This window comes from Edwardsiella piscicida (assembly GCF_001896205.1).
Taxonomy (GTDB): Bacteria; Pseudomonadota; Gammaproteobacteria; order Enterobacterales; family Enterobacteriaceae; genus Edwardsiella; species Edwardsiella piscicida.
Window position 1 is genome coordinate 3,158,832 of record NZ_MPNU01000001.1, and the last position, 25,135, is coordinate 3,183,966.

At 60.6% G+C, this 25,135-nt stretch carries 26 protein-coding genes and 2 tRNA genes; 6 read left to right on the plus strand and 22 right to left on the minus strand.

Going from position 1 to position 25,135, the window contains the following annotated elements; translation table 11 throughout:
* Positions 1-53: 53 nt before the first annotated feature.
* From ispG to trmJ, 16 genes are all read right to left on the minus strand, one after another.
* Complete coding sequence (gene ispG, locus BRD58_RS14600; RefSeq protein ID WP_012849627.1) at positions 54-1,178, minus strand: flavodoxin-dependent (E)-4-hydroxy-3-methylbut-2-enyl-diphosphate synthase; 1,125 nt, start codon at positions 1,176-1,178, stop codon at positions 54-56.
* Positions 1,179-1,203: 25 nt separating this feature from the next.
* On the minus strand, positions 1,204-2,238 hold the full coding sequence (gene rodZ / locus BRD58_RS14605) for a cytoskeleton protein RodZ (protein ID WP_071818535.1): 1,035 nt from the start codon (positions 2,236-2,238) through the stop codon (positions 1,204-1,206).
* Entirely contained in the window at positions 2,228-2,983 is a 756-nt protein-coding gene (gene pilW, locus BRD58_RS14610; RefSeq protein ID WP_069579250.1) for a type IV pilus biogenesis/stability protein PilW, read from the minus strand. The genes rodZ and pilW overlap by 11 nt, the downstream gene beginning before the upstream one ends.
* Before the next feature lie 81 nt (positions 2,984-3,064).
* Positions 3,065-4,237 (minus strand): bifunctional tRNA (adenosine(37)-C2)-methyltransferase TrmG/ribosomal RNA large subunit methyltransferase RlmN, encoded by a 1,173-nt coding sequence (locus tag BRD58_RS14615; RefSeq protein ID WP_015462213.1) that lies wholly within the window; start codon positions 4,235-4,237, stop codon positions 3,065-3,067.
* 250 nt (positions 4,238-4,487) lie between these two features.
* Positions 4,488-4,919: a nucleoside-diphosphate kinase gene (gene ndk, locus BRD58_RS14620; protein ID WP_012849631.1), complete on the minus strand. Its 432-nt coding sequence runs from the start codon at positions 4,917-4,919 to the stop codon at positions 4,488-4,490.
* A gap of 311 nt (positions 4,920-5,230) precedes the next feature.
* The gene (locus BRD58_RS14625; protein WP_015462214.1) at positions 5,231-6,091 is read right to left on the minus strand and encodes an enhanced serine sensitivity protein SseB C-terminal domain-containing protein; all 861 of its coding nucleotides are present in this window, start codon (positions 6,089-6,091) and stop codon (positions 5,231-5,233) included.
* Between the two features lie 67 nt (positions 6,092-6,158).
* On the minus strand, positions 6,159-7,460 hold the full coding sequence (gene pepB, locus BRD58_RS14630; RefSeq protein WP_069579252.1) for an aminopeptidase PepB: 1,302 nt from the start codon (positions 7,458-7,460) through the stop codon (positions 6,159-6,161).
* 130 nt (positions 7,461-7,590) lie between these two features.
* Positions 7,591-7,791: a Fe-S cluster assembly protein IscX gene (gene iscX, locus BRD58_RS14635; RefSeq protein WP_012849634.1), complete on the minus strand. Its 201-nt coding sequence runs from the start codon at positions 7,789-7,791 to the stop codon at positions 7,591-7,593.
* Between the two features lies 1 nt (position 7,792).
* Positions 7,793-8,128, minus strand: a complete 336-nt coding sequence (gene fdx, locus BRD58_RS14640; RefSeq protein WP_012849635.1) for an ISC system 2Fe-2S type ferredoxin — start codon at positions 8,126-8,128, stop codon at positions 7,793-7,795.
* 2 nt (positions 8,129-8,130) lie between these two features.
* The gene (gene hscA, locus BRD58_RS14645; RefSeq protein ID WP_069579254.1) at positions 8,131-9,981 is read right to left on the minus strand and encodes a Fe-S protein assembly chaperone HscA; all 1,851 of its coding nucleotides are present in this window, start codon (positions 9,979-9,981) and stop codon (positions 8,131-8,133) included.
* A gap of 29 nt (positions 9,982-10,010) precedes the next feature.
* Positions 10,011-10,529, minus strand: a complete 519-nt coding sequence (gene hscB / locus BRD58_RS14650; protein ID WP_012849637.1) for a co-chaperone HscB — start codon at positions 10,527-10,529, stop codon at positions 10,011-10,013.
* Between the two features lie 90 nt (positions 10,530-10,619).
* Positions 10,620-10,943: an iron-sulfur cluster assembly protein IscA gene (iscA, locus tag BRD58_RS14655; protein ID WP_005289574.1), complete on the minus strand. Its 324-nt coding sequence runs from the start codon at positions 10,941-10,943 to the stop codon at positions 10,620-10,622.
* Between the two features lie 66 nt (positions 10,944-11,009).
* Positions 11,010-11,396, minus strand: coding sequence for a Fe-S cluster assembly scaffold IscU (iscU, locus tag BRD58_RS14660; protein ID WP_012849638.1), 387 nt, complete (start codon positions 11,394-11,396; stop codon positions 11,010-11,012).
* A gap of 32 nt (positions 11,397-11,428) precedes the next feature.
* Positions 11,429-12,643, minus strand: a complete 1,215-nt coding sequence (locus tag BRD58_RS14665; RefSeq protein WP_012849639.1) for an IscS subfamily cysteine desulfurase — start codon at positions 12,641-12,643, stop codon at positions 11,429-11,431.
* Positions 12,644-12,712: 69 nt separating this feature from the next.
* A complete protein-coding gene (gene iscR / locus BRD58_RS14670) occupies positions 12,713-13,210 on the minus strand; it encodes a Fe-S cluster assembly transcriptional regulator IscR (RefSeq protein ID WP_012849640.1) in 498 nt (165 codons plus the stop codon).
* Between the two features lie 220 nt (positions 13,211-13,430).
* Positions 13,431-14,168 carry a tRNA (cytosine(32)/uridine(32)-2'-O)-methyltransferase TrmJ gene (gene trmJ / locus BRD58_RS14675; protein ID WP_012849642.1) on the minus strand — a complete coding sequence of 246 codons (738 nt, stop codon included), beginning with the start codon at positions 14,166-14,168 and terminating at the stop codon, positions 13,431-13,433.
* Between the two features lie 227 nt (positions 14,169-14,395).
* Between trmJ and suhB the strand changes: the two genes are divergently transcribed.
* Positions 14,396-15,199 carry an inositol-1-monophosphatase gene (suhB, locus tag BRD58_RS14680; RefSeq protein ID WP_012849643.1) on the plus strand — a complete coding sequence of 268 codons (804 nt, stop codon included), beginning with the start codon at positions 14,396-14,398 and terminating at the stop codon, positions 15,197-15,199.
* A gap of 237 nt (positions 15,200-15,436) precedes the next feature.
* A complete protein-coding gene (locus tag BRD58_RS14685; RefSeq protein WP_069579256.1) occupies positions 15,437-16,468 on the plus strand; it encodes a PRD domain-containing protein in 1,032 nt (343 codons plus the stop codon).
* A 41-nt stretch (positions 16,469-16,509) separates the two neighbouring features.
* On the opposite strand, the gene glyA is transcribed toward BRD58_RS14685, so the two are convergent.
* Entirely contained in the window at positions 16,510-17,763 is a 1,254-nt protein-coding gene (glyA, locus tag BRD58_RS14690) for a serine hydroxymethyltransferase (protein WP_012849645.1), read from the minus strand.
* A 339-nt stretch (positions 17,764-18,102) separates the two neighbouring features.
* On the opposite strand from glyA, the gene hmpA reads away from it, so the two are divergent.
* On the plus strand, positions 18,103-19,290 hold the full coding sequence (hmpA, locus tag BRD58_RS14695) for an NO-inducible flavohemoprotein (RefSeq protein WP_012849646.1): 1,188 nt from the start codon (positions 18,103-18,105) through the stop codon (positions 19,288-19,290).
* A gap of 124 nt (positions 19,291-19,414) precedes the next feature.
* Here the strand turns inward: hmpA and BRD58_RS14700 are convergent.
* Together BRD58_RS14700 and dnaQ are read right to left on the minus strand one after the other, a co-directional pair.
* Positions 19,415-19,491 (minus strand) — tRNA-Asp (locus tag BRD58_RS14700).
* A 131-nt stretch (positions 19,492-19,622) separates the two neighbouring features.
* Positions 19,623-20,354, minus strand: a complete 732-nt coding sequence (gene dnaQ / locus BRD58_RS14705) for a DNA polymerase III subunit epsilon (protein WP_012849647.1) — start codon at positions 20,352-20,354, stop codon at positions 19,623-19,625.
* A 67-nt stretch (positions 20,355-20,421) separates the two neighbouring features.
* Between dnaQ and rnhA the strand changes: the two genes are divergently transcribed.
* Complete coding sequence (gene rnhA / locus BRD58_RS14710) at positions 20,422-20,886, plus strand: ribonuclease HI (protein ID WP_015462218.1); 465 nt, start codon at positions 20,422-20,424, stop codon at positions 20,884-20,886.
* 18 nt (positions 20,887-20,904) lie between these two features.
* Here rnhA and BRD58_RS14715 read toward each other — a convergent pair whose 3' ends face one another.
* On the minus strand, positions 20,905-21,627 hold the full coding sequence (locus BRD58_RS14715) for a class I SAM-dependent methyltransferase (RefSeq protein ID WP_015462219.1): 723 nt from the start codon (positions 21,625-21,627) through the stop codon (positions 20,905-20,907).
* A 31-nt stretch (positions 21,628-21,658) separates the two neighbouring features.
* On the opposite strand from BRD58_RS14715, the gene gloB reads away from it, so the two are divergent.
* Both gloB and mltD read left to right on the plus strand, forming a co-directional pair.
* On the plus strand, positions 21,659-22,414 hold the full coding sequence (gene gloB, locus BRD58_RS14720) for a hydroxyacylglutathione hydrolase (RefSeq protein WP_012849650.1): 756 nt from the start codon (positions 21,659-21,661) through the stop codon (positions 22,412-22,414).
* 69 nt (positions 22,415-22,483) lie between these two features.
* On the plus strand, positions 22,484-23,866 hold the full coding sequence (gene mltD / locus BRD58_RS14725; RefSeq protein WP_034165997.1) for a murein transglycosylase D: 1,383 nt from the start codon (positions 22,484-22,486) through the stop codon (positions 23,864-23,866).
* Positions 23,867-23,930: 64 nt separating this feature from the next.
* Here mltD and BRD58_RS14730 read toward each other — a convergent pair whose 3' ends face one another.
* Both BRD58_RS14730 and BRD58_RS14735 read right to left on the minus strand, forming a co-directional pair.
* A complete protein-coding gene (locus BRD58_RS14730) occupies positions 23,931-24,713 on the minus strand; it encodes an endonuclease/exonuclease/phosphatase family protein (RefSeq protein WP_034166001.1) in 783 nt (260 codons plus the stop codon).
* Positions 24,714-24,960: 247 nt separating this feature from the next.
* Positions 24,961-25,037 (minus strand) — tRNA-Asp (locus BRD58_RS14735).
* Between the last annotated feature and the right edge of the window lie 98 nt (positions 25,038-25,135).

Sequence of the window (25,135 nt, forward strand, 5' to 3'; positions counted from 1 at the left end):
GCCCCTCTTCAACGCGGGCAAACAGCGGCGGCGCCAGAACGCGCCGCCCGTCATCACCGATCGTCCAGCGTCGTGACGCCAATGCGCATCTTTTCATCGAGCATGGCGGCCTTGGCGCGGATCTTCGCCTCCAGCAGATCGATGATCGCATCGTTATCAAAGCGCTCCTTCTGGCGGACACCGTCCTCATAGAAGCCGCTCTTATTGTGTCCGCCGGTCACGCCCAGAGTGGAGACCAGCGCTTCGCCCGGCCCGTTAACCACGCAGCCGATGATCGATACGTCCATCGGCGTGATGATGTCTTCTAGGCGCTGTTCCAGCGCATTCACCGTTCCGATCACATCAAACTCCTGACGGGAGCAGGTCGGGCAGGCGATAAAGTTGATCCCGCGCGAGCGGATGCGCAGCGACTTGAGGATATCAAATCCCACCTTCACTTCTTCTACCGGATCGGCGGCCAGCGATACGCGCAGGGTATCACCGATCCCCTCCGCCAGCAGCATTCCCAGCCCAATGGCGGATTTCACCGATCCACTGCGAGCGCCGCCGGCCTCGGTAATCCCCAGGTGCAGCGGCTGATCGATGCGCGCCGCCAGCAGGCGGTAGGCGTCAACCGCCAGGAATACGTCGGAGGCCTTCACGCTCACCTTAAACTGGTCAAAGTTGAGGCGATCCAGAATATCGACGTGGCGCATGGCTGACTCCAGCAGCGCCTGCGGGGTCGGCTCACCGTACTTCTCCTGGATGTCCTTCTCCAGCGATCCGGCGTTAACGCCGATGCGGATCGGAATACCGCGATCGCGAGCACAGTCGACTACCGAGCGGATCCGGCTCTCATTGCCGATATTGCCCGGATTGATGCGCAGACAGTCTACGCCGTACTCCGCCACCTTCAGCGCAATACGGTAGTCAAAGTGGATATCGGCCACCAGCGGCACCTGCGCCTGCTGTTTGATCAGCCGGAACGCTTCAGCCGCCTCCATGGTGGGCACCGATACGCGCACGATATCCACCCCGACCCGCTCCAGTGCGCGGATCTGCGCCACCGTCGCATCGACGTCGGTGGTGCGGGTGTTGGTCATGGACTGGACGGCGATAGGCGCGCCGTCGCCGATCGGCACGCTGCCGACATGAATACGCGTCGATTTACGGCGCTTAATGGGGGATGCACTGTGCATGACTTCTCTCCGCCCTTGCCGTAGCTCAGTTAGCCGCCGCAGGCTGCGCGTCTAACGTCAAACGGGCAACCTGGCTTGACTTGATGAAACGACTCAGATCAACGGGCTTACCCAGATACTGGATCTGAACTGCCGCCGGCGCCCCGATCTTCAGGCGATAGGGTGCCTTACCGGCTAAATCGAGTTTACCGCCGGCGCGCTGCAGCCCGCTGAACAGGACCTTGCCGCTGGCATCGCGCACTTCCAGCCAGCAGTCGGCGCTAAAATGCATCGCCAGCGGGCTCGCAGAGGCTTCGCTCGCGCTGCCCGGCGCGACGCTCGCGGCGGCGGTCGGCAGAGCCACGCCGGAAAGCGGCGCCACGTCAGCCTGGCTCGGCGCGACGACGGCATTGCTCTGCGCCGCGGCCGGGGCGGCGGCCTCAGGCGCTGGCGCGTTAGCGGCCACAGCGGTGGCTGGCGTCGTCGCCGGCGCAGTGTGGTTAGGATTCGCGCTCGCGGCAGACGACGACGGCGCCGCGGCGCTATCGCCGGCGGTCGCAGTCGCGGACGCAGAGGACGACGCGGACAGATCGACCGGCTGCGCATCCTGCTGCTTAGCCAGCTGAGCCGACGACTCATCGGCCATTTCCACGATATCCTGCTGCTGGGCCTTATGGTTTTGCCACCACCAGGAGCCGGTGATGCCGATCACCACGAAGATCACCAGCCAGGTAAAGGTCATCAGCCAGCCTTCGCGCTTCTTACGCTTTTTACCCAGCGAAAAGCTCTGCATAGGCGCCATTTTTACCGCCCGAACAGGGGCTTGTTTGGCTAACAGCGGGGCGATCTCCTGCTCGGGGATCTGCACCAGCTTGGCATAGGAGCGGATATAGCCGCGGACAAAGGTCGATACCAGACCATCCGGGGCCTTGTCTTCTTCAATATCGCGTACGGTTGAGAGCTTCAGGCACAGGCGTTCGGCCACCTGTTGCTGGGTGAGTCCTAAACGCTCGCGGCCCTGGCGCAGACGCTCGCCGGTGCTCATCGGTGCTGCTTGATCTTGGGAGGCTTCAGTATTCATTCGCTAGGAACTGCTGGTACTGTTGGGATTGTGGAAAATTTCGCGCCAGTTGCTTGCCATAACGTTCGAGATTCGTCTGGCGCCCATCTAACGCAGCGAAACGGATTTGTAACCATAAACTATCGGCGCTGGCCGGTAAAATATGATTGTAAACATCCAACATCAATCGTGCATCCGTGCGGTCACCCTGTTGTAACGCCTGTGCGGCGTCGCCCAGCAGACGCGTCCCCTGCTGCGAATCGGCCTTTAACGCGCGGGCAAATAGCCTGCGGGCTTCATCGGGCCGGTCGGCTCGCAGAAAACAGGTCCCCGCGCTAAAAAAAGCATCGGCGACCCCGCCGTCGTCCGGCAGACGCGCTGCCGCGTTAAACTGTTGTTGCGCCGCTACATACTGCCCTAAACTGCAGAGAAACGCACCGTAATTATTCACGACGGTGCCGTTGTCCGGCGCCAGCGCCAGCGCCTGGCGATAACTTTGCGCGGCCGCCTGCGGCTGACCGCTCAGCTGCTGATAGCGCGCCATCAGCAGCGGACGCCGGTAGTCACCGGGTGCCGCGGCGGGCAGCTGCGCTAACGCCTGCTGCGCCTGTACGACATCGCCGCGATCGAGCGCCGCCTGCGCTCGCGCCTCCGGCGACAAGGCGGCCGTATCGGCCGCTACCGCGCTCGGCGTCTCCGGGGTATCGGCACACCCGAAGAGCAGCAGCGCTACCCCTGCGCACATCGTCGCCGTCGTCGTTTTCATCCCTAGCTCCGCTACGTCCGTGTGCGGGTCAGTCGATGTCTGGCGCTGCGCCGCCGTCGCCGGCGGCCGTTCGTCTCTACATCAGACTTCACGCACGTTGATAGGTTCCCCTGCCGCTTGCTTCTTCAGGGTTCGTTTGGTTCTGTCGATCACCTCGCCCGCCAGCTGACCGCAGGCGGCATCGATATCATCGCCACGCGTCTTACGCACGATAACGGTAAAGCCATACTCCATCAGCACCTTAGAGAAACGATCGATGCGGCTGTTGGAGCTGCGGCCAAAGGGCGCCCCCGGGAAGGGGTTCCACGGGATCAGGTTGATCTTGCACGGCGTATCCTTCAGGCACTCCGCCAGCTGGTGCGCATGCTCCGTACCGTCGTTGATATGATCCAGCATCACATACTCTACCGTCACCCGCCCCTGATTGGCGTTGGACTTCTCCAGATAGCGGCGCACCGATCCCAGGAACATGTCGATATTGTACTTGCGGTTGATCGGCACGATCTCATCGCGGATCGCATCGTTCGGCGCATGCAGCGAGATCGCCAACGCCACGTCGATCATATCGCCCAGCTTATCCAGCGCCGGTACCACGCCGGAGGTGGACAGCGTCACGCGACGCTTGGAGAGACCGAAGCCAAAATCATCCAGCATAATCTCCATCGCCGGGATCACGTTGGTCAGGTTGAGCAGCGGCTCCCCCATCCCCATCATCACCACGTTGGTGATCGGACGGTTGCCGGTCACCTTCTGCGCGCCGATGATTTTGGCCGCGCGCCATACCTGGCCGATGATCTCCGATACCCGCAGGTTACGGTTAAAGCCCTGCTGGGCCGTCGAGCAGAATTTGCACTCCAGCGCGCAGCCCACCTGGGACGAGACGCACAGGGTGGCCCGATCGTCTTCCGGAATATAGACCGTCTCGACCCGCTGATCGCCCACCTGCAGCGCCCACTTGATGGTGCCGTCAGAGGAGCGCTGTTCTACCGCTACCTCCGGCGCACGAATTTCCGCGACCTGCTTGAGCTTAGCACGCAACACCTTATTGATGTCGGTCATCACGTCAAAGTCATCGCAGCAGTAGTGGTAGATCCACTTCATGATCTGATCGGCGCGGAACGGCTTTTCGCCCATCTGGATGAAAAACTCGCGCATTTGCTTGCGGTCCAGATCGAGCAGGTTAATTTTTTCCTGCGCCTGAGAAGCGCACGGCGCGGCGTCAGCAGAAACGGGCGTTACATGAATATCAGACAAGGGAGACTCGATGGCAGTGGCATCGGGCGCAGCGCCCGGATGCGATAAAGGATTCTTGGACATAAAATGGACAGGCCTCGTTGTTACACTTTGCGGCTCGTTGCCCCCCGCCCGACGGGCGGAGAGGACAGAAACTGGCATACAATAACGCCCCGGAGAAAACGCGGGGCGGCATATTGTACCTACTCTCGCCCGCCGATGCCATGGCGATAATGCACCCAGGCGGGATTTTGGCGCGCGGGCGGGGCGCTCAGCGGGTGCGCGGGCAGATGTCGTCAGCGCTGAAGAAATAGGCGATTTCGCGCTCGGCAGAGGCCGGAGAGTCGGAGCCGTGCACCGCGTTTTCCGTCAGGCTATCGGCATAGTCAGCGCGCAGCGTACCGGCCAGCGCGTTTTCCGGATTCGTGGCGCCCATGATTTCACGGTTACGACGCACCGCATCGTTGCCTTCCAGCACCTGCACCATGATCGGACCGGAGGTCATGAAGGTCACCAGGCCGTCAAAGAAAGGGCGCTCGCGGTGCTCGGCGTAGAAGCCTTCCGCCTGCTCGCGCGTCAGGTGCACCATTTTGGCGGCGACGATCTTCAGACCGGCAGACTCAAAGCGTGCGTAGATGGCGCCGATGGCATTTTTGGCCACCGCGTTCGGTTTTACGATGGAAAAGGTACGTTCTAAGGTCATGTCTACCCCTGTCAGACAGCTTTAATCAACATCCGCGCGGGATTCTACGGCGCAACAGCGACGGAAGAAAGCCACCCGGTCATGCTAACACCATGAGCTGGCGGAAGATTTTACTTACGCTTATCTCTACCGATGATGCCCAGTCGGCCCGTTGCCCACCCGACAGGGCGCGCAGACTGGCGGATTCGATTATAAGAGGGCGCTGCGGGGTTGCCTATGGCAATGACGTTAATTTGTTAAAAAGATATGAATATTTTGATGCCTACCGCAGGGCAGTCTCCCGGCGGTAGGCAGGATACGCCTCTGGCGGACTAGCGCCCCGTCGCGATGGCGTTGCGCAGCCAGCCGCCCCAGCGACGTTGATACAGCGGCGTCACGTGGGTGCGCAGGTAGTCGGCCAGCGGATCCTGCGCATCACGGCGAAGGCAGCAGACGTCGATCGCCTCGTCCTGATCCAGCAGGGCGCTGGCCAGGGTACCCGCCTCGCGGATCAACTCTTGGTGCGCGGCCTCATCGTGTCCCTCCAGCTCCAGCGCCAGCAGCAGCACCGGCTGTGCGTCACAGAGTGGATCCTGAAAACGCGCCAGCCAGGCGCTCCGCACCAGATTGCGCTGACCGCACAGGGCGGTCAGGCCGCTCTGCAGAGCCTCCGGCGTCTGATCCAGCGGCCCGACACGGATCGCGGCGCCGCCGTCGATCGACAGCGTCTGCGGCTGCGCCATGCCGCCGCTCTCCAGCAGCATCGCCACCTCCTGCGGGTAGAAGGCCTTGCCCACCTCCGCGCGGGGATTTAAAAACAGCGTCTCGCCGCGGGTCAGGGTGAACAGCTCGCGGACCGGCAGCGCGTGCCAAGACGTGGGGCCGCCGTCCGTCAGCGCCTGCTGCAGACGCGCCGGCGTAGAGAAAAAGGGGATCACCCGCGTGCCGTCCTCCATTTCCCAGTGTTCGATCTCCAGCGTATCGTCGTCCGCCTCCGCCATCGCGTCTCCCCGAAGCGGAAGGTAGACCGTCGATGACAGCAGCGCACGGTAAAACAGCGCCAGATAGGCCGGATCGGCCGCCGCCTGAGCCAGGCTGGATTCGAGCCGCTGTTCGGGGGTGTCGTGATGGTGATCGTGCTCATGCTGACGATCGTCGTGATCGGGGGGGGTATCGCAGGTACTCACCGTCATCTCTCCTGTTTCCGTGTTTCCTTGGCCGATGCAGGCTCCGCCGTGCGGCGGAGCCATGATGTCAACGTCAGCAGCGCTCGGCCTGCGTCAACAGCAGGCGCGCCAGCGTCCGTACGCCAATGCCGGTCGCCCCGGCGGACCACTGATCCACCGCCGCCTTACGGTAGGTGGCGCTGCAGTCAAGGTGCAGCCAGCCCTGCCGGTAGTCAGTGACGAAGTGCGACAGGAAGGCCGCCGCCGTACTGGCGCCGGCCGAGTGCGCCGCGCCGGCCACGTTGCTGAGATCGGCAAAGGCGGAGGGCAGCTGGCTACGGTGAAACTCCGCCAGCGGCAGACGCCAGAACAGCTCATCTTCCTGAGCCGCACTCTCCTGCAGCGCCGTCACCAGCGCATCGTCAAAGGAGAGCAGCGCATGGTAGTCACCGCCGACCGCGGTCTTGGCCGCGCCGGTCAGGGTGGCGCAGTCGATGATCATGCGCGGTGCCTGACGCGAGGCATCGATCAGGCCATCGGCCAGCACCAGGCGCCCTTCGGCATCGGTATTCATAATCTCAACCCGTTTGCCGTTGCGATACGAAATGATATCGCCCAGTTTGAACGCGTTGCCGCTGACCAGGTTATCCGCGCAGCACAGGTAGAGTTTGACCCGCGCCTGCAGCCCCTGCGCGATCGCCAGCGCCAGGGCGCCGGTCACCAGCGCCGCGCCGCCCATGTCCGACTTCATGGAGTCCATGAAGGCCGTCTGCTTCAGGCTATAGCCGCCGGAGTCAAAGGTGATCCCCTTCCCAACCAGGCAGGCCAGCACCGGAGTATCGGGCTGACCGCCCGGATTGTAATCCAGCTCCAGCAGCGCCGGCGCGCGCGCAGAGCCGCGGCCAACGCTGTGCAGCCCCATATAGCCCTGCTCGCGCAGATCGTCGCCCTTGATGATGCGATAGTGAATGCTGTCGCAGGCCTGCGCACACAGCAGGTCGACAGCGCGCTGCGCCAGCTGAGTCGGCCCCAGGTTTTCCGCCGGGATATTGATGGTGTCGCGCACCCAGTCGATATTCAGCAGCCGACGATCCAGCTCGGCGCGATCGGCGGCGCTCAGCGCCGGCCACTGGACATGCTGCCCGCCCTTCGGATTGCGAAAGCCCTGCCAAAACGCCCAGCAGGCGCTCAGGCTCCACGACGTCCCCTGCAGCGAAACCTGCTTCATCCCCTGGGTATCCAGACGGCGCCCGGCGCGCTGAATCGCCCCGTGGTCCAGCGCCGCTCCGGCGTGGATGGTCATCCCCTGTGCATCCGCGCTCAGCAGCGCATCGCTGCCCCAGCGCGCATCTGCGGCCTGACTTGATAAAAGGACCGGCATCAATTCATTGGTCATACGTGTTCTCCCGCTTGCTTCGCGGCCCCCGCGAACGGACGTCGCGGGCGGTCTATAGTAAAAAGCCACCCCTACGGGTGGCTTGCCCGGGCGACTCCCACGCCAAACTCAACGGCGGGGGAGGCCCTTCTCACTCAGCTTCATCTAACCAGACCAGCAGGATGGCTTCCAGAATTTTTTCACTGGAAGCGGACGGATCGTCATCAAAGTCATCCAGGCTGCAGATCCAGCGGTGCAGATCGGTAAAGCGCACGCTCTGTGGCGAGACGTCCGGGTACGCGTCATAGAGCGCCTCGCCGATGGCGCGGCTATCGTGCCACTTCAGTCCCACCTCAGTGCTCCCGCGCATGGTTAACGGTGTAGCGCGGGATCTCGACCACCAGGTCCTCATCCGCAACCCGCGCCTGACAGCTCAGGCGGCTTTCCGGCTCCAGACCCCAGGCCTTGTCCAGCATGTCATCCTCCAGCTCGCTGCTCTCCCCAAGGGAGTCAAAGCCTTCGCGGACGATGCAGTGACAGGTGGTGCAGGCGCAGGACTTCTCGCAGGCATGTTCGATTTCAATCCCGTTACGCAGCGCAGCGTCCAGGATCGTTTCGCCTTCCTGGGCCTCGATCACCGCCCCATCCGGGCAATGTTCCTGATTGGGCAGAAATACGATTTTTGGCATGTTTAAACCTCATCCACAGAGTGACCGGCCAGAGCACGGCGGATGGAGCTATCCATGCGCCGCGCGGCAAATTCTTGAGTTTGTGCATCCAGCGCGTTGATCGCCGCTTCGATCGCCGCGGTATCGTTACCGGCGGCGGCGGCCTGCAGCGCCGTCTGCGCCTGGCGGATCGCCGCCAGCTCCTGCTCGCCCAGCAGAGCACTGTCCTGCTGCAGCGCACCGTGCAGGCTTTCCAGCACCCGCGCGGCCTCCACTTTTTGCTCCGCCAGCATACGCGCGCTGAGATCCCCCTCGGCGTTCGCCATGGAGTCTTTCAGCATGCCGACGATTTCGTCTTCGCTCAGCCCGTAGGAGGGCTTCACCTGGATCGCCGCCTGTACCCCGGTCGACTTCTCCATCGCGGTCACGCTGAGTAGCCCATCGGCATCCACCTGGAAGGTGACGCGAATATGGGCACCGCCCGCCGGCAGCGGCGGAATGCCGCGCAGGGTAAAGCGCGCCAGAGAGCGATTATCCTGCACCAGCTCGCGTTCGCCCTGCAGCACATGGATCATCATCGCCGTCTGGCCATCTTTAAAGGTGGTAAACTCCTGCGCCCGGGCCACCGGGATGGTGGTATTACGCGGGATCACCTTCTCGACCAGTCCGCCCATGGTCTCCAGCCCCAGCGAGAGCGGGATCACATCCAGCAGCAGCATGTCGGCATCCGGTTTATTGCCGACCAGAATATCGGCCTGGATAGCCGCGCCGATCGCCACTACCCGATCGGGATCGATCGCGGTCAGCGGCGGGCGGCCAAAGAAGTCGCCCACCAGCGTCCGCACCAGCGGTACCCGAGTTGAGCCGCCGACCATCACCACCTCCAGCACCTCGTCACGGGTGACGCCGGCATCTTTTAGCGTCCGGCGACAGGCCAGCAGCGTGCGTTTGACCAGCGGCGCGATCAGCGCCTCCAGCTGAGCGCGGCTCACCTCACCCTGCCAGTCGCCGACGCATACCGTCGTCGCTTGCTGGGAGCTCAGGGCGATTTTTGCCGCGACGGCCGCATCCAGGAAGCGGCGCGCCAGCCCGGCATCGCTGCGGTCGTGCAGGCCGGCCTGCTCACGCAGCCAATCGGCCAGCAGGTGGTCAAAGTCATCGCCGCCCAGCGCGGAGTCGCCGCCGGTGGCCAAGACCTCAAACACCCCGCGACTGAGGCGCAGAATCGAGATATCAAAGGTGCCGCCGCCGAGATCGTAAACCGCGATCACCCCCTCCTGACCGGAGTCCAGCCCATAGGCGATGGCGGCTGCGGTCGGCTCATTGAGCAGGCGCAGCACGTGCAGACCGGCCAGACGCGCGGCGTCCTTCGTCCCCTGGCGCTGCGCATCATCGAAGTAGGCCGGCACCGTGATCACCACGCCGTCCAGCTCGCCCCCCAGGGCCGCCTGCGCGCGCGCGGAGAGCGCGCTGAGAATATCGGCCGAGACGTGGATCGGGTTGACGCTGCCCGCCGCCGTCACCAGCTGCGGCATACCGCTCTCGCTGGCGTGCATCTGATAGGGTAAATGCGGGTAGCGCGCCTGAATGTCGGCCAGCGAACGCCCCATCATGCGTTTAATCGAGCTCACGGTATTGCGCGGATCGTCAGCGGCCTGTTCACGGGCCTCAACGCCGACGATATGTCCGCCAGCCTGGTAGCGCACTACCGACGGCAGCAGATGGCGCCCCTGCTCATCGGCCAGCGTTTCGGCCTGGCCGCTGCGCACGGTCGCCACCAGGGAGTTGGTGGTGCCCAGATCGATACCCGCCGCCAGACGACGCTGATGCGGCGCGGCACTCAGCCCCGGCTCACTGATTTGTAATAACGCCATGTTCGCTTCCGTTAATCCGTCAAAAAGGGTTACATCCCCAGCAGTCGCTCTTCCAGCTGTTCGGTCTGCTGCTGGAGCCTGTCTAGAAATCGTAGCTTGCGCACGCTGTCCGCCGCCTGGGTCCAGGCCTGACGGTCCAGCTCATTCACCATCTGTGCGCTGCGCGTCTGCACCATTTTAGCGATCCCGTCGGCAAAGTTCATTAACGCCTCATCGGCGTCGGCGCGGTGTTCCAGCGCCTCCAGCTCCTCGCGCAGGGTCATCTGCTCCATCAGGAAAGCCGTATCGCGCAGGGTCTGCTGTTCATTATTGATGTCAAAGCCGTGCAGAGAGAGCAGGTACTCGGCCCGCTTGAGAGGATGTTTGAGCGTCTGATAGGCGTCGTTGATGGTCGTCGCCTGCTGCATCGCCAGCAGACGATCGCGCTCGGGCGCGGTGGCGAAACGATCGGGGTGAAACTGACGCTGCAGGTCCTGAAAACGCGCAGCGAGCAGGCTGCCGTCCACGTCATAGCGTGCCGGCAACCCGAAAAGCGTGAAGTAGTCCATGCCGTACTCTGATGCTGATACCGTGAAAGCGGCGTCGCCGACGTCGGCTAATGAAGGAGAGGCGACGGCCGCCGATGACGCGGGCGCGGGTTAAACGTTAAAGCTCTCGCCGCAGCCGCACTCATTCTTAACGTTCGGGTTGTTGAACTTAAAGCCTTCGTTCAGGCCCTCTTTAACGAAATCCAGCTCGGTACCGTCGAGGTACACCAGGCTCTTTCCGTCAACGATGACCTTCACCCCTTTATCCTCGAAAACCACATCGTCCTCGTTCAGGACATCGACAAACTCCAGCACATACGCCATGCCCGAACAGCCCGAGGTTTTTACCCCCAGACGCAGGCCCAATCCCTTACCGCGATTGGTTAAAAATGTCTGTACGCGCTTTGCAGCGGAGTCGCTCATGGTAATCGACATACAACAACCTCAGTCAAAAAATTCAGGGTGACGGCGACCGGAATACCGGCCGCCGGAGCGCGGCGCTTATTCCGCGCTATGCTTGTTTTTATAATCGGCGATCGCCGCCTTGATGGCGTCTTCTGCCAGAATCGAGCAGTGGATCTTCACCGGCGGCAGCGCCAGCTCCTCGGCGATGTCGGTATTCTTGATCTCCGCCGCCTGCTCCAGGGACTTACCCTTGACCCACTCGGTGACCAGAGAGCTGGAGGCGATGGCAGAGCCACAGCCGTAGGTCTTGAAACGGGCGTCCTCAATGATACCCTCATTGTTGACTTTAATCTGCAACTTCATCACGTCGCCGCAGGCCGGGGCGCCGACCATACCGCTGCCGACGTTGGGATCGCTATTGTCAAAGGATCCGACGTTACGCGGATTCTCGTAGTGATCGATCACTTTATCGCTATAAGCCATTTATCGATGCTCCTAAAAGGGTGTCCTGGGAATTAATGGGCTGACCATTCGATGGTGCTGAGATCCACGCCCTGCTTATGCATCTCCCACAGCGGTGAGAGCTCGCGCAGGCGGCCGATGGATTTACGCACCAGATCGATGGCGTAATCGACCTCTTCTTCCGTGGTAAAGCGCCCCAGAGAGAAGCGGATGGAGCTGTGCGCCAGCTCATCGTTCAGCCCCAGTGCGCGCAGCACATAGGACGGCTCCAGACTGGCTGAGGTACAGGCCGACCCGGAAGAGACGGCCAGATCCTTCAGCGCCATGATCAGGGATTCCCCTTCAACAAAGTTAAAGCTGACGTTCAGGATGTTCGGCGCCCCCTGCTCCAGAGAGCCGTTCAGATACACCTCTTCGATGTCTTTCAGCCCGTTCCACAGGCGATCGCGCAGGGCGCGCAGACGCGGAACCTCGGTCGGCATCTCTTCTTTGGCGATACGGTAGGCTTCGCCCATCCCAACGATCTGGTGTACCGGCAGGGTCCCGGAGCGCATACCGCGCTCATGGCCGCCGCCGTGCATCTGTGCTTCGATACGCACGCGCGGTTTACGGCGAACGTACAGGGCGCCGATGCCCTTCGGACCATAGATTTTATGGCCGGAGAACGACATCAGATCGACCTTCAGTTTGCTCAGATCAATCGGCAGTTTGCCCACGCTCTGGGTGGCATCCACGTGGAAAATAATGCCACGCGCGCGGCACATCTCGCCGATGGTCTCAATATCCTGAATGATACCGATTTCGTTATTCACATGCATGATGGAGACCAGGATCGTGTCGTCACGCATCGCCGCTTCCAGGGCCTTCAGGTCGATCAGACCATTGGGCTGCGGTGCCATATAGGTCACCTCAAAGCCTTCGCGCTCCAGCTGACGGCAGGTATCCAGCACCGCCTTGTGCTCGGTCTTACAGGTAATGATGTGCTTGCCTTTCTTCTGATAGAAGTTGGCGGCGCCTTTGATGGCCAGGTTATCGGCCTCGGTCGCACCGGAGGTAAACACGATCTCGCGCGGATCGGCGCCCACCAGCTCAGCGATGTTATTGCGCGCAACGTCTACCGCCTCTTCAGCCTGCCAGCCAAAGCGGTGGGAGCGGGAAGCTGGGTTACCGAATGTACCGTCCAGCGTCAGATACTGCATCATCTTCTCAGCCACGCGCGGATCGGCCGGCGTCGTTGCGGAGTAGTCCATATAAATCGGTAATTTCATTCTATTGCTCCGTACATCACTTCCAAAAATGATTTGCCTACGGGTGATAATTCAACGCCGTGCCCGCGCTTAGGCGCGCAGGTTCACGTTAATCGTATCCTGACGCCCGGCCGCGACAACGCTGCGCCGTGCATCGATATCCTGTCGGTCAGCCACATCCATGACTTCCTGGTTATTGACCAGCTCCGCCAGCGAAATATTGTTTAGAAAGCCGCTGATACGCTCGCTGAGATCGCGCCACAGCGCGTGGGTCAGGCAGCGGGTTCCTCCCTGGCAGCCCTCTTTTCCCTGGCAGCGGGTGGCGTCCACCGACTCATCCACGGCGGTGATCACCGCGCCGATGGCAATCTCGCTGGCCTCTTTCCCTAGCAGGTAACCGCCGCCGGGACCGCGTACGCTGGCCACCAGACCATTTTTGCGCAGGCGAGAGAACAGCTGCTCCAGATAAGAGAGCGAGATCCCCTGGCGTTCAGAAATATCCGCCAGCGGTACCGGCCCTTCCTGGGAGTGAAGCGCCACATCGAGCATGGCTGTTACGGCATAGCGCCCTTTGGATGTCAGTCTCATGGCTAATAGTCCCTTTGGGAAAAAGAGTGAAACACGCGGTGTTGCTCAACGGTTTCATCCTCTCATTCCTGACTATTTCAGTCAACTATTTATCCTACTATTTTAGTCAGGTATTATCCCGTTGTCGACGCCGCCCATCCGCGAGAAACGCGCGGCAATCTCGGCCAGCGTCCGCGCAAAAATACCCGTGCATTCTACTATGATATAGCCGCTGTCGCAGTTAACTTTCGTGCCGTTCTGCGTCGCACTTATCAATTGAGGCCAGTATCCCGCGCAGGATATTCAGCTCCTGTGCCTCCGGACGAGCGCGGGTGAACAGGCGGCGCAGGCGGTTCATGACCTGGCCCGGATTCTTCTCGCGGATAAAGCCGGTGTGGTGCAGCGTCTGCTCCAGATGGGCATAAAAGCGCTCCAGATCGTCCGCCAGCGGATAGGCTGCCTCCTCTACCGCCGGCGCCTTGGCCGCCTGGCGATCCAGATGCGCGACGCGGATTTCATAGCTGAGGATCTGCACCGCCATCGCCAGATTCAGCGAGGTGTACTCCGGGTTAGCCGGGATCTGCACGTGGTAATGGCACTTCTGCAGCTCATCGTTGGTCAGCCCGACGCGCTCACGGCCAAATACGATAGCGACGGGCGCATGCTCCGACTCCATGGCGCTGCGCTGGCCGCATTCGCGCGGCTCCAGCATCGGCCACGGCAGCGAGCGCGAACGGGCGCTGGTGCCCACCACCAGGCTACAGCCGGCGATCGCGTCATCGAAACTGTCCACGATGGTCGCGTTGCCGATCACGTCGCTGGCGCCGGCTGACAGGGCAATGGCCTGTGAGTCGGGGCGTACCAGCGGGTTCACCAGATACAGGTTGGTCAGTCCCATGGTCTTCATGGCGCGGGCGGTTGACCCCATGTTGCCGGTGTGGGAGGTTTCCACCAGCACGATGCGAATATTGTCCAGCATGCTTACTCATTACACGGTTGAATTGATTCTGCGATTTTACCATAAGGCGCTATTAATGGTTTCTATTGATTTATTCGCCGCCGAGCGATTCCACAGCCAATTGATATAAAACACTATTTATCGCCATGGCCAACGGATATAAAAACGGCATGGTTGTTTGCCGCACGCTTTGCTATACTCTACGCCGTCTAAATTTCCCGTTCTTTAACATCTAGTGGAAGATTCCCATGCATCCGATGCTGAACATCGCCGTGCGCGCCGCGCGCAAGGCTGGTAACCTGATTGCCAAAAGTTACGAAACGCCCGACTCAGTAGAAGCCAGCCAGAAAGGCAGCAATGATTTTGTGACCAACGTCGATCGCGATGCTGAACACCTGATCATCGAGACCATCCGCAAGTCTTACCCCAAGCACACTATTATCAGCGAAGAGTGCGGTGAGCTGCTGGGTGAAGATCACGAGATCCAATGGGTAATCGATCCGCTGGATGGCACCACCAACTTCATCAAGCGTCTGCCGCACTTCGCGGTGTCTATCGCCGTACGCATCAAGGGCCGCACCGAAGTCGCCGTCGTCTATGATCCGATGCGCAACGAACTGTATACCGCCACCCGTGGTCAGGGCGCGCAGCTCAACGGCTACCGCCTGCGCACCGGCGTCGCCAAAGATCTGGATGGCACCATCCTGGCCACCGGCTTCCCGTTCAAGATGAAGCATCACGCCACTACCTACATCAAGATGGTCGATAAGCTGTTTACCCAGTGCGCCGACTTCCGCCGCACCGGCTCTGCCGCGCTGGATCTGGCCTACGTCGCCGCCGGCCGCGTGGACGGTTTCTTTGAAATCGGCCTGAAGCCGTGGGACTTCGCCGCCGGTGAGCTGTTGGTGCGCGAAGCGGGCGGTCTGGTTACCGACTTTGTCGGCGGCCATGGCTACCTGGCCAGCGGTAACGTCGTCGCCGGTAACCCGCGCGTCGTCAAGTCGCTGCTGGGCGCCCTGCGTGACGAACTGAGCGATGCGCTGAAGCGCTAATCGCCCGCCCGAAAGGGCACCGATGCGTATTATCCAACGCCCTGCCGGAGCCCCCGCGCAGGGCGTTTTGCTTTTTTACGCCCACCGTCGTACGGAAACCCCGCGAGGACGCCCCTCCGAGGTCGTCGAGCTTTGCTATGCTTAGACGATGCCCCTTCGTTCGCCTCTGCGGCGAGCCGCCTCGCGGGGGCGTACCCTATGCCGGTTTCGTCGATCTTCGCCCGGGGGGAAACACACATGCAGAACGATGTCCCGCTGCCGCCACCGCACTCCCGCGCGGAGCGACACTGTAATCTGGCTCTACTGCTGCTGCTGCCAACGGCGCCGCTGACGATGGCGCGTCTGTGTAAGCTACAGCAGCAAACGCCCGATGAGGCCGAGCAGGATCTGAATCATCTGGTCAACGACATCATGCGTTATCACGCCCTGCATATCAGCTTCCACCCGCGCCATGGCTATCGCCTTCAAGGCCCAGCCTATGAGTGGCGGCTGTGCCTGCTGCACTGGCTACAGCGTACGCTGCGCTACTTCCCGGCCAACGCAGCGCGTCTGCTATCCCCTGCCCTGCCCCCGGCCTTTCCCCGACAGACGCTCTGCGAACGCCTGCTGCAAAGCGTCCCGCGCCTGGAATCCCAGGCGATTCCGGCATCCGCGGCCTTTACGCCGCGCCAGCGGCAGCTGATCGACATCATGATGCGGTACGCCGCCGTACAGCGCCGCGGCGGCCGATCGGATTCACTCATGCCCTGCTGGCTGCTGCCCTACCGCCGCCGCTGGCTGCAGCAAAAAGAGGAGTATGCCGTTGCCGAAGCACTATGCCGCATCTACATCGGCGACGCGCCGACGGACGTCCTGGATCAGGAGCGGCTATTCGCGACGCTGCTGTTAACCCTGCTCAAGAATCACAGCCACAGCCCGCGGGAGAATGCGCAGGACAGCGCCCTCATGCACGAGATTGAACGCTGCGTCGACTGCGTCGAGCGCGACAGCGATGTGCGACTTTCCCAGCGCGAAAGGCTGTGCGCCCGCCTGTTCGCCCACCTTGGCGCCGCCATTGAGCGCGCGCTGTTCGACATCCGTATCGGCACGCCGCTGGCGGCGGAGCTGGCGTCTCATCACCCCGAGTTACTGGCGCTCACCCGCCGTGCCATCGCCGGACTGGAGCAGCGCTACCGTATCCGCTTCTCCCCCGAGGAGCTAAGCCTGATCGCCGTCAGCATCGGCGCCTGGCTGATGCAGGCCGGTCGCCTACAGGAGCAACCGACGTAAAAAAGCCCGCGCGCGGCGGGCTCGGTAAGGCTAACGACCTGTCAGGCATAGACCGGCAGGCGTTCACAGATAGCCAATACCTTCTGCTTGGTATCGGCGATCGTGGCCTCATCATGGATATTATCCAGCACGTCGCACATCCATCCCGCCAGCTCGCGGGACTCCGCCTCTTTAAAGCCACGGCGTGTGATAGCCGGGGTGCCGACGCGAATACCGGAGGTCACGAACGGGCTCTGCGGATCGTTGGGCACGCTGTTTTTATTCACCGTAATATTGGCGCGCCCCAGCGCGGCATCGGCCTCTTTACCGGTGATCTGCTTATCGACCAGATCCAGCAGGAACAGATGGTTTTCCGTGCCGCCGGACACGACTTTATAGCCACGCTGCAGGAAGACGTCGACCATCGCCTTGGCATTCTTGGCCACCTGCTGCTGGTAACGGGTAAACTCGGGCTCCATCGCCTCTTTCAGCGCGACCGCCTTGGCTGCGATCACGTGCATCAGCGGCCCCCCCTGCGCCCCCGGGAACACGGCGGAGTTCAGCTTTTTGTACAGAGCCTCATCCAACCCCTTGGCCAGGATCAGGCCGCCGCGCGGACCGGCCAGGGTCTTATGGGTGGTGGTGGTCACGACGTGAGCATGGGGAACCGGATTGGGATAAACCCCGGCAGCGACCAGACCCGCCACGTGCGCCATATCCACAAACAGGTAGGCACCGATGCTATCGGCGATCTCACGCATACGCGCCCAGTCCACTACGCCGGAATAGGCCGAGAAACCGCCGATGATCATCTTCGGACGGTGCTGCTGCGCCTGCGCCGCCAGATCGTCATAGTCGATACGGCCATGCGCGTCGATGCCGTAAGGCACCACGTTATACAGCTTACCGGAAAAGTTAACCGGAGAGCCGTGCGTCAGGTGGCCGCCGTGCGCCAGATTCATGCCCAGCACCGTATCACCCGGCTGCAGCAGCGCAGTATAGACGGCGAAATTGGCCTGAGAACCTGAGTGGGGCTGTACGTTAGCGTAGTCGGCGCCAAACAGCGCCTTGGCGCGATCAATCGCCAGCTGCTCAACCTGATCCACATACTGGCAGCCGCCGTAGTAGCGCTTGCCCGGGTAGCCTTCGGCATATTTATTGGTCAGCTGGGAGCCCTGCGCCTGCATAACCCGCGGGCTGGTGTAGTTTTCCGAGGCAATCAGCTCAATATGCTGCTCCTGACGCGTCACTTCCTGCTGCATTGCCTGCCACAGCTCGGCATCATAATCGGCAATGTTCATCTCACGCTTTAACATCCGCTTCTCCTGACTCAGCTAACCGGTTTTGAGTAAATCTGGCCCTCACAGCCAATACATCCCACCCCAACGGGCAATCGTCACAGTGTAATATGTTTTTAGCTTGTTACAAACACCTTGCCCCATCTTTTACGCAATCGTTTGGCACTCCGTGGCGCAAGGCCTCGGCCAGATAGACACCTTGTTGCATTTTTGTGCGCGCAGCGATAGGCGTGCATAAAAAAACACCATTACCGTAACGCCAATGAGGCGCATCGGCAATTATTGATTTACAGCGCCGCCGAAAAGCCTTAAGTTGCATTTAAAATACAACTTAACTAACCACGCCCAGGAGCGCCCATGCTGGACACACAAACCATCGCTATCGTCAAATCCACCCTACCGCTACTGCAGCAATATGGCCCGGGGCTGACCGCCCATTTCTACCAGCGCATGTTCCGCCATAATCCAGAGCTGAAGTCTCTCTTCAATATGAGCAACCAACGCAGCGGCGATCAGCGCGAGGCGCTGTTTAACGCCATCTGCGCCTATGCCGCCCACATTGATACCCCCGCCGCGCTGCTCAATGCGGTGGAGCGTATCGCGCACAAGCACGTCAGCGTCGGTATTCAGCCATCGCAGTATGCCATCGTGGGTCATCATCTGCTCAAAACCCTGGAGGAGCTGTTCAACCCCGGCAGCGATGTGCTGGACGCCTGGGGAAGCGCCTACGACGCGCTGGCGCAGCTGTTTATTGCGCGGGAGGCCCAGCTGTATCAGGGACACGTCGGGCAGCCCGGCGGCTGGGCGCATCAGCGCGCGTTTACGATCGCTGAAAAGCGGGCAGAGAGCGACCTGATCACCCGCTTTACGCTGGTACCGCAGGATGGCGCCCCGATCGCCGACTTCCTCCCGGGGCAATATCTGAGCGTATATGTGCGCCATCCCAGCCTCCCACGTCAGGCCATCCGCCAGTATTCACTGACCCATGCCCCCAACGGCACGCATTACCGTATCGCCGTCAAACGAGAGCCTCAGGGCGCCGTCTCCCGCTACCTGCACGACGTCGCCGTCGCGGGCGATACGCTGCACCTCTCAGCCCCCAGCGGCGAGTTTACCCTAGAGACGACGCCGGAGACGCCGCTGGCGCTGATCTCGGCGGGCGTCGGTGTGACCCCGCTGCTCAGCATGTTGGATACCCTGAGCCGCCGCGGACAGCGCGCCCCGCTGTACTGGCTGCACGCCGCCGACAGCGACCCCGTGCGCGCCTTTGGCGAGGAGAGCGAGCGTCTGCTGGCCGCGATCCCCCAGCACCAGGCCCATCTGTGGCTGCGCCACGGCGAACCTGCGCAGCCGGTCCGCGCCCACCACCATCGCGGTACGATGGATCTCGACGTCGTGGGCGAAGGGCTGCGCGATCCGCGCATGCAGTTCTATTTCTGTGGACCGGTGGGCTTTATGCAACGGGTGGCGCAGCAGCTGCTGGCGCAGGGCGTTGACGCAGAACGACTGCACTATGAGTGCTTCGGCCCACACAAAATTCTGTGAGCCCATCGTCCCGGCCATCTTCGCGCCGGGAACGTCGCCGCGCGATGCCGCCGTAGGCATCGGTAGTGCGAGGAGAGATAAAACGAAAAACCCCGGTTCATTTCTGAACCGGGGCTTAGAATGTTGGCGGAACGGACGGGACTCGAACCCGCGACCCCCTGCGTGACAGGCAGGTATTCTAACCAACTGAACTACCGCTCCGCGTTGTTCCCGCTGGGGGAACGAGGCGCATATTACGGTCAGCGCTCGGCGGCGTCAACCCTTTTTCACCGCAAAACCATCATTCGTACATATTTTATACTTTGTGATGATTTTTCAGCAAATTTTACCGTTTAGCTACGCCACAGGCAGCTGCCGCCCTTCTTCTGAACCAGATCCAAGCGCTGTTCATGGGCCGCCAACTCCGCCTCACTGGCATACACGACCCGTAGCCCTTTAGCACCGCGCACCACCCGACGAATCTCCGACGCCTGCGACTGAGAGGTGCCATCGCCGTCGCTGGAAAACGCCAGCGATGTCTGGCCGCCGGTCATGATCAGGTAGACGTCGGCCAGGATCTGGGCATCCAGCAGCGCCCCGTGCAGCGTACGTTTGCTGTTATCTATCTCATAGCGGTTGCACAGCGCATCCAGGCTGTTCCTTTTGCCCGGAAACAGGCGACGCGCCATCACCAGGCTATCAGTGATGGTACAGAATGTCTCCGTCTTGGGCAGATCGCGCCCCAGCTTGGCGAACTCATAGTCCATAAAGCCGATATCGAACGGCGCGTTATGGATCACCAGCTCCGCGCCGCGGATAAACGCGAGAAACTCGTCGGCGACCTCGGCAAAGCTGGGCTTATCCAGCAAAAAGTCATCGCTGATGCCGTGTACCGTAAACGCCTCGGGATCCACCAGGCGATCCGGCTTCAGGTAAACGTGAAAATTACGACCGGTCAGGCGACGGTTAACCACTTCAACGGCGCCGATTTCAATGATGCGATGCCCCTCATAGTGGGCACCCACCTGATTCATACCGGTAGTTTCCGTATCGAGGACGATTTGGCGGGCGATAGGGGTATTCATTTTACTGTGCTCATCGTGTCACTTTATGTCAGACTCACGGTTTTGATCAGAGAGTAGTCTACCAGAGATGTTAAAGCAGGTTGAGATTTTCACCGATGGTTCCTGCCTGGGTAACCCGGGCCCGGGCGGCTATGGCGCCATTCTGCGCTACCGTCAGCATGAAAAGGCGCTCAGCGCCGGCTATCGGCTGACCACCAACAACCGCATGGAGCTGATGGCGGCGATCGTCGCCCTAGAGACGCTGACCAGCGCCTGTCAGGTCACGCTGTTCAGCGATAGCCAGTATGTCCGTCAGGGCATCACCCAGTGGATCCACGGCTGGAAACGACGCGGCTGGAAAACGGCGGATAAAAAACCGGTGAAAAACGTCGATCTGTGGCAGCGACTGGATCAGGCCATCGGCCCGCATCAGGTGGAGTGGATCTGGATCAAAGGCCACGCCGGCCACCCAGAGAACGAGCGCTGCGATGAGCTGGCGCGCAGCGCCGCCGGGGCACCGAGACTGGAGGACAGCGGCTACAATCCCGAGTAACCGCGCCATCGGGGGCCGCTAAGCCGATCGTCGCAGGATCTTCGCCGCGCCGCCCAGCGCGCGGCGGATCCCGTGATGTGCCCGCAGAACGCGCTGCGGCGTTAAGGTCAGCGGAACCGTGCGCTTACGCGCCACGATCAGCATCAGACACCCCATCGCCGGAAAGTGGCGGCTCAGCAGAGAGACGCAGGGCTGATGCCAAGGCAGCACCTGAAAACGTGACGCCGCCAGCACCTCGTAGTTCAGCAGGTTCAGCCAGTCGATGAGCCGCCCCATACTGAACATACGGCTGTTGTAGGGCACCCGGCGGCGCAGTCCGGGCACCAGTCTCCCCATCCCCAGCAGGCTCAGCGGACTAAAGCCGCTGATGATAAGCCAACCGTCATCCACCAGTACCCGATCGACCTCGCGCAGCACCCGGTGCGGATCGCGGGAGTAGCCCAGGGTGTGAGCCAGCAGGCAGGCATCCACCGACTTCGCGGCAAACGGTAGATGCGCAGGATCGGCGATCACCTGTAAATGCTCTCCCTCCGGCGCCACACTCACCTGATGTGATATGGTACAGCGGTCCGTTGCCAGATCGGTACTCAGCGCCCCCAGCTTCAGCAAATGGTAGCCAAATAGCTTGGGCCACCACGGCGTTAAACGCAGCTCCAGCGCGGCCCGGTAGTGGAGTCCCCACGGGATTTGCCGCCAGGTAAAAGGCGCGTTCAGCGTGCGCTTGCTCAGTGCCGGTTTCATCGTCACCTCTGACTTTGGAGTAGATAACATCATGGATCTTATCGGTCTTCCTGCCCTACAGGATAACTACATCTGGCTGCTAATCAATCCGCAGCATCAATGTCTGATCGTCGATCCCGGCGTCGCCGCGCCGGTTTTACACTATTTGACAGAGAATAGGATAACCCCTAAAGCCATCCTGCTAACGCACCATCATAATGACCACATTGGCGGCGTTGCAGAAATAGTCCAGGCCTACCCTGAACTGCCGGTTTACGGCCCGGCAGAAACGCAGGGACTGGGAAGTACCCAGATCGTGGCCGACGGCGATACGTTCTCCCTGCTAGGGTGCCAGATTTCGGTCATGGCCCTGCCGGGACATACGCTGGGCCATGTGGGCTATTACAGCGCCCCTTACCTGTTTTGCGGCGATACGCTCTTTTCCGCCGGCTGCGGCCGCCTGTTTGAGGGCAGCGCGCAGCAAATGTTTGACTCGCTACAGCGCATTATGCAACTTCCTGATAACACGCTGGTGTGCTGCGCGCACGAATATACCGAGTCAAATCTGCGATTTGCACGGCATGTCTTACCCCAAAACAGGGCAATAGAAACATATCAGCAACACGTAGCGACGTTGCGGGCAAAACAGCAACCTACGGTGCCTTCAACGCTACGGATTGAGCGGGAAATAAATCCATTCTTACGCTGTTATGATGATGATTTGCAAAGGAATGTAGGTTTTCCTACGCAACCTAATGAGATTTGGCGAGTTTTTGCCTGTCTACGCGACATGAAAGACAGCTTTTAAAGCTTTTTCTTGTGTTGTGCGGCCAAGCAACGTATTATTGCTCGTCTTTTAATCACCAGTGACACACACATGAAGGCTAAAGCGATTATCTTCGCCTCCGTGTTGTTGGCTGGCTGTCATGGGGCCTCCCAATCACAGCCGGAGCAATATGCACAGAGTTTGTCTTCTGTCAGTCGAAGTGAAGCAGGACAGCCCTCGGACGCACGAGCGACCTCCGCGCGATGGTTAAGCGACAGCAATACCCTCGCGCAGGATGACTTATGGGGCTTCATTAGTGACGACATGAAGATAAAGGTTCCGGACAATGCCCGGATCCGCGAGCAACGAAACAAGTATTTACGCAATAAGAGCTATCTCCACGATGTAACATTACGGGCAGAGCCGTACATGTACTGGATTGTCGAGCAGATTAAGAAACGTAATATGCCGATGGAACTGGTACTGCTACCCATAGTGGAGAGCGCTTTTAATCCGCATGCAACGTCATCGGCCAACGCCGCAGGGCTATGGCAGATCGTGCCTCAAACGGGTCGTAACTACGGATTGAAACAGAACCAGTGGTATGACGGACGCCGGGATATCGCCGCCTCGACAACGGCTGCGCTGGATATGATGCAGCGCATGAACAAGATGTTCGACGGTGACTGGCTGCTGACTCTGGCTGCATTCAACAGCGGCGAAGGGCGCGTCATGCAGGCGATCAAGGCCAACAAGCGCAAAGGGCGTCCGACCGACTATTGGTCTCTCTCCCTACCGCGTGAGACGGCGCTGTACGTGCCGAAGGTGCTGGCGTTGAGCGATATCATTAAGCATAACCAGCGCTACGGTATCAAGCTGCCTAAGTCGAGCCAGGAGCGGGCGCTAGCGCGCGTTGACGTCGGTCAGCAGATGCAGCTCAGCCAGGCTGCCGAGATGGCTGGGATGTCGCTGACTAAGCTGAAGTCGTTCAACCCAGGCTATAAGCGCAACGTTACCGCGCCTAGCGGTCACGGTCCGCGCTATATCATGGTGCCTCAGGCTCACGTTGATCGGCTGAAGGATTCGTTGGCAGAACGTGAAATTGCCGCGATCCAGCCGGATACCGAGCTGGCGAACAATCGCAGCGCGTCAACCTACCGGGTGCGCAGCGGCGATACGGTGTCTGGCATCGCCCGTCGCCTAAACATGACGCAGAAAACGCTGCTGAGCATGAATAATATGGGCAGCCGCAGTACCCTGAAGGCCGGGCAGACGCTGAAGGTCGCCACGGACGCGAAAGGCACTGCGCTGGCGGACAATACCATCACCTATAAGGTGCGGAAAGGGGACTCACTCTCCAGCATTGCACGCCGCCACGGCGTCGACATCGATGATGTTATGCGCTGGAACAGCAAAGTGAACAACCCGGGTCAGATCCAGCCGGGCGATCTGCTCACCCTGTACGTGAGGGATAAGCAGGACGGCAACAGCTGACGCCACGGACAGCAATAAAAAAGCGCCTTTTCGGCGCTTTTTTATTGCACGGTACGGAGGTCGATCACTCGGGACGAAACTCAACCAGCAGCGGATTATGATCTGAGGCCTGAGTCACCAGTACCGATGCCTCCACAACGCCTAAACCACGATAAAAAACAAAATCTAAAGGACGCCCAAAGGCCGTACGGCGATGATCGTTCGTGAAGTGGACCTCACGTAGCTCCATACCGCTGGCAAAGCGCCTCAGGGCATTCAGACGGCGATTACTCCAGGCATTGAAATCCCCCGCCATGATCACCGGCCCCTTATGTAGGGCAATCTGCTCCCCTATCGGATCCAGCTGCTTGCTGTAGACCTCAACGCCTAGGCTAAAGTTGACCGCATGAATATTCACCACCATCAGCAGGCGCCCGTCAAACAGCGGATATACCGTCACCAGCGCTGATTTCGCCAGACGGATCAGCGGCTCCTTCTCCCGCAGCGGACAGCAGTAGATCGGGTGTGCCGCGGCCAGCGTCATCACGCCGGAGGGATGCTGGGGCAGCGAGAAGGCCGGAACCTGATCGGCCGTCAGATAGTGACTGGTGGCAAAGCGCACCAGCTCGGGGGTGGTTTGTGCCTCCTGCAGTAGCACCAGCTGTGAACGGCGACCATACTCCTTTAGCACCGACAGCCAATCGGCGCGCTGCTGCTTGAAAATATTCCAGACCATGATCCGCAGGGCATCATCCGTCGGCAGCGCCTGGGTCATCGCAGGCTGACTCAGCGCGTCGGTAGCCCCGGGAAAAATACGCGTCGCCGGCATCCCCGCCGTATAGCGCATGGCAAAGTTCTTTTTGCGCACGTTTACCGCCTGTTACTCAGAATACACCGTAGAAAAGACGCGGGAGTGCGCAGATTCCACACTATGTCACCGAGTCTACTCTTCTGTTATAGGGATGCACAGCGTGAATTACAACCGCCGGACGACCGGCGCCAATGATATCGGTGACCTGTAAGCCTGAAAGGACGCTCGAAGAGAAGAGAGAAGATCACTGCGAAAGATGAAAAAACAAAAAAGGCCTGCTGATTCAGCAGGCCTTTAAAATAAGTGGCGGAACGGACGGGACTCGAACCCGCGACCCCCTGCGTGACAGGCAGGTATTCTAACCAACTGAACTACCGCTCCACCGAATTTTGTCTCTTTTCACGCGCTCCATCGACAGAGTTCGGCCTCCGTCGGCGGGTACTAAAAAGGCCTACTGAACCAGCAGGCCTTTTGAATAA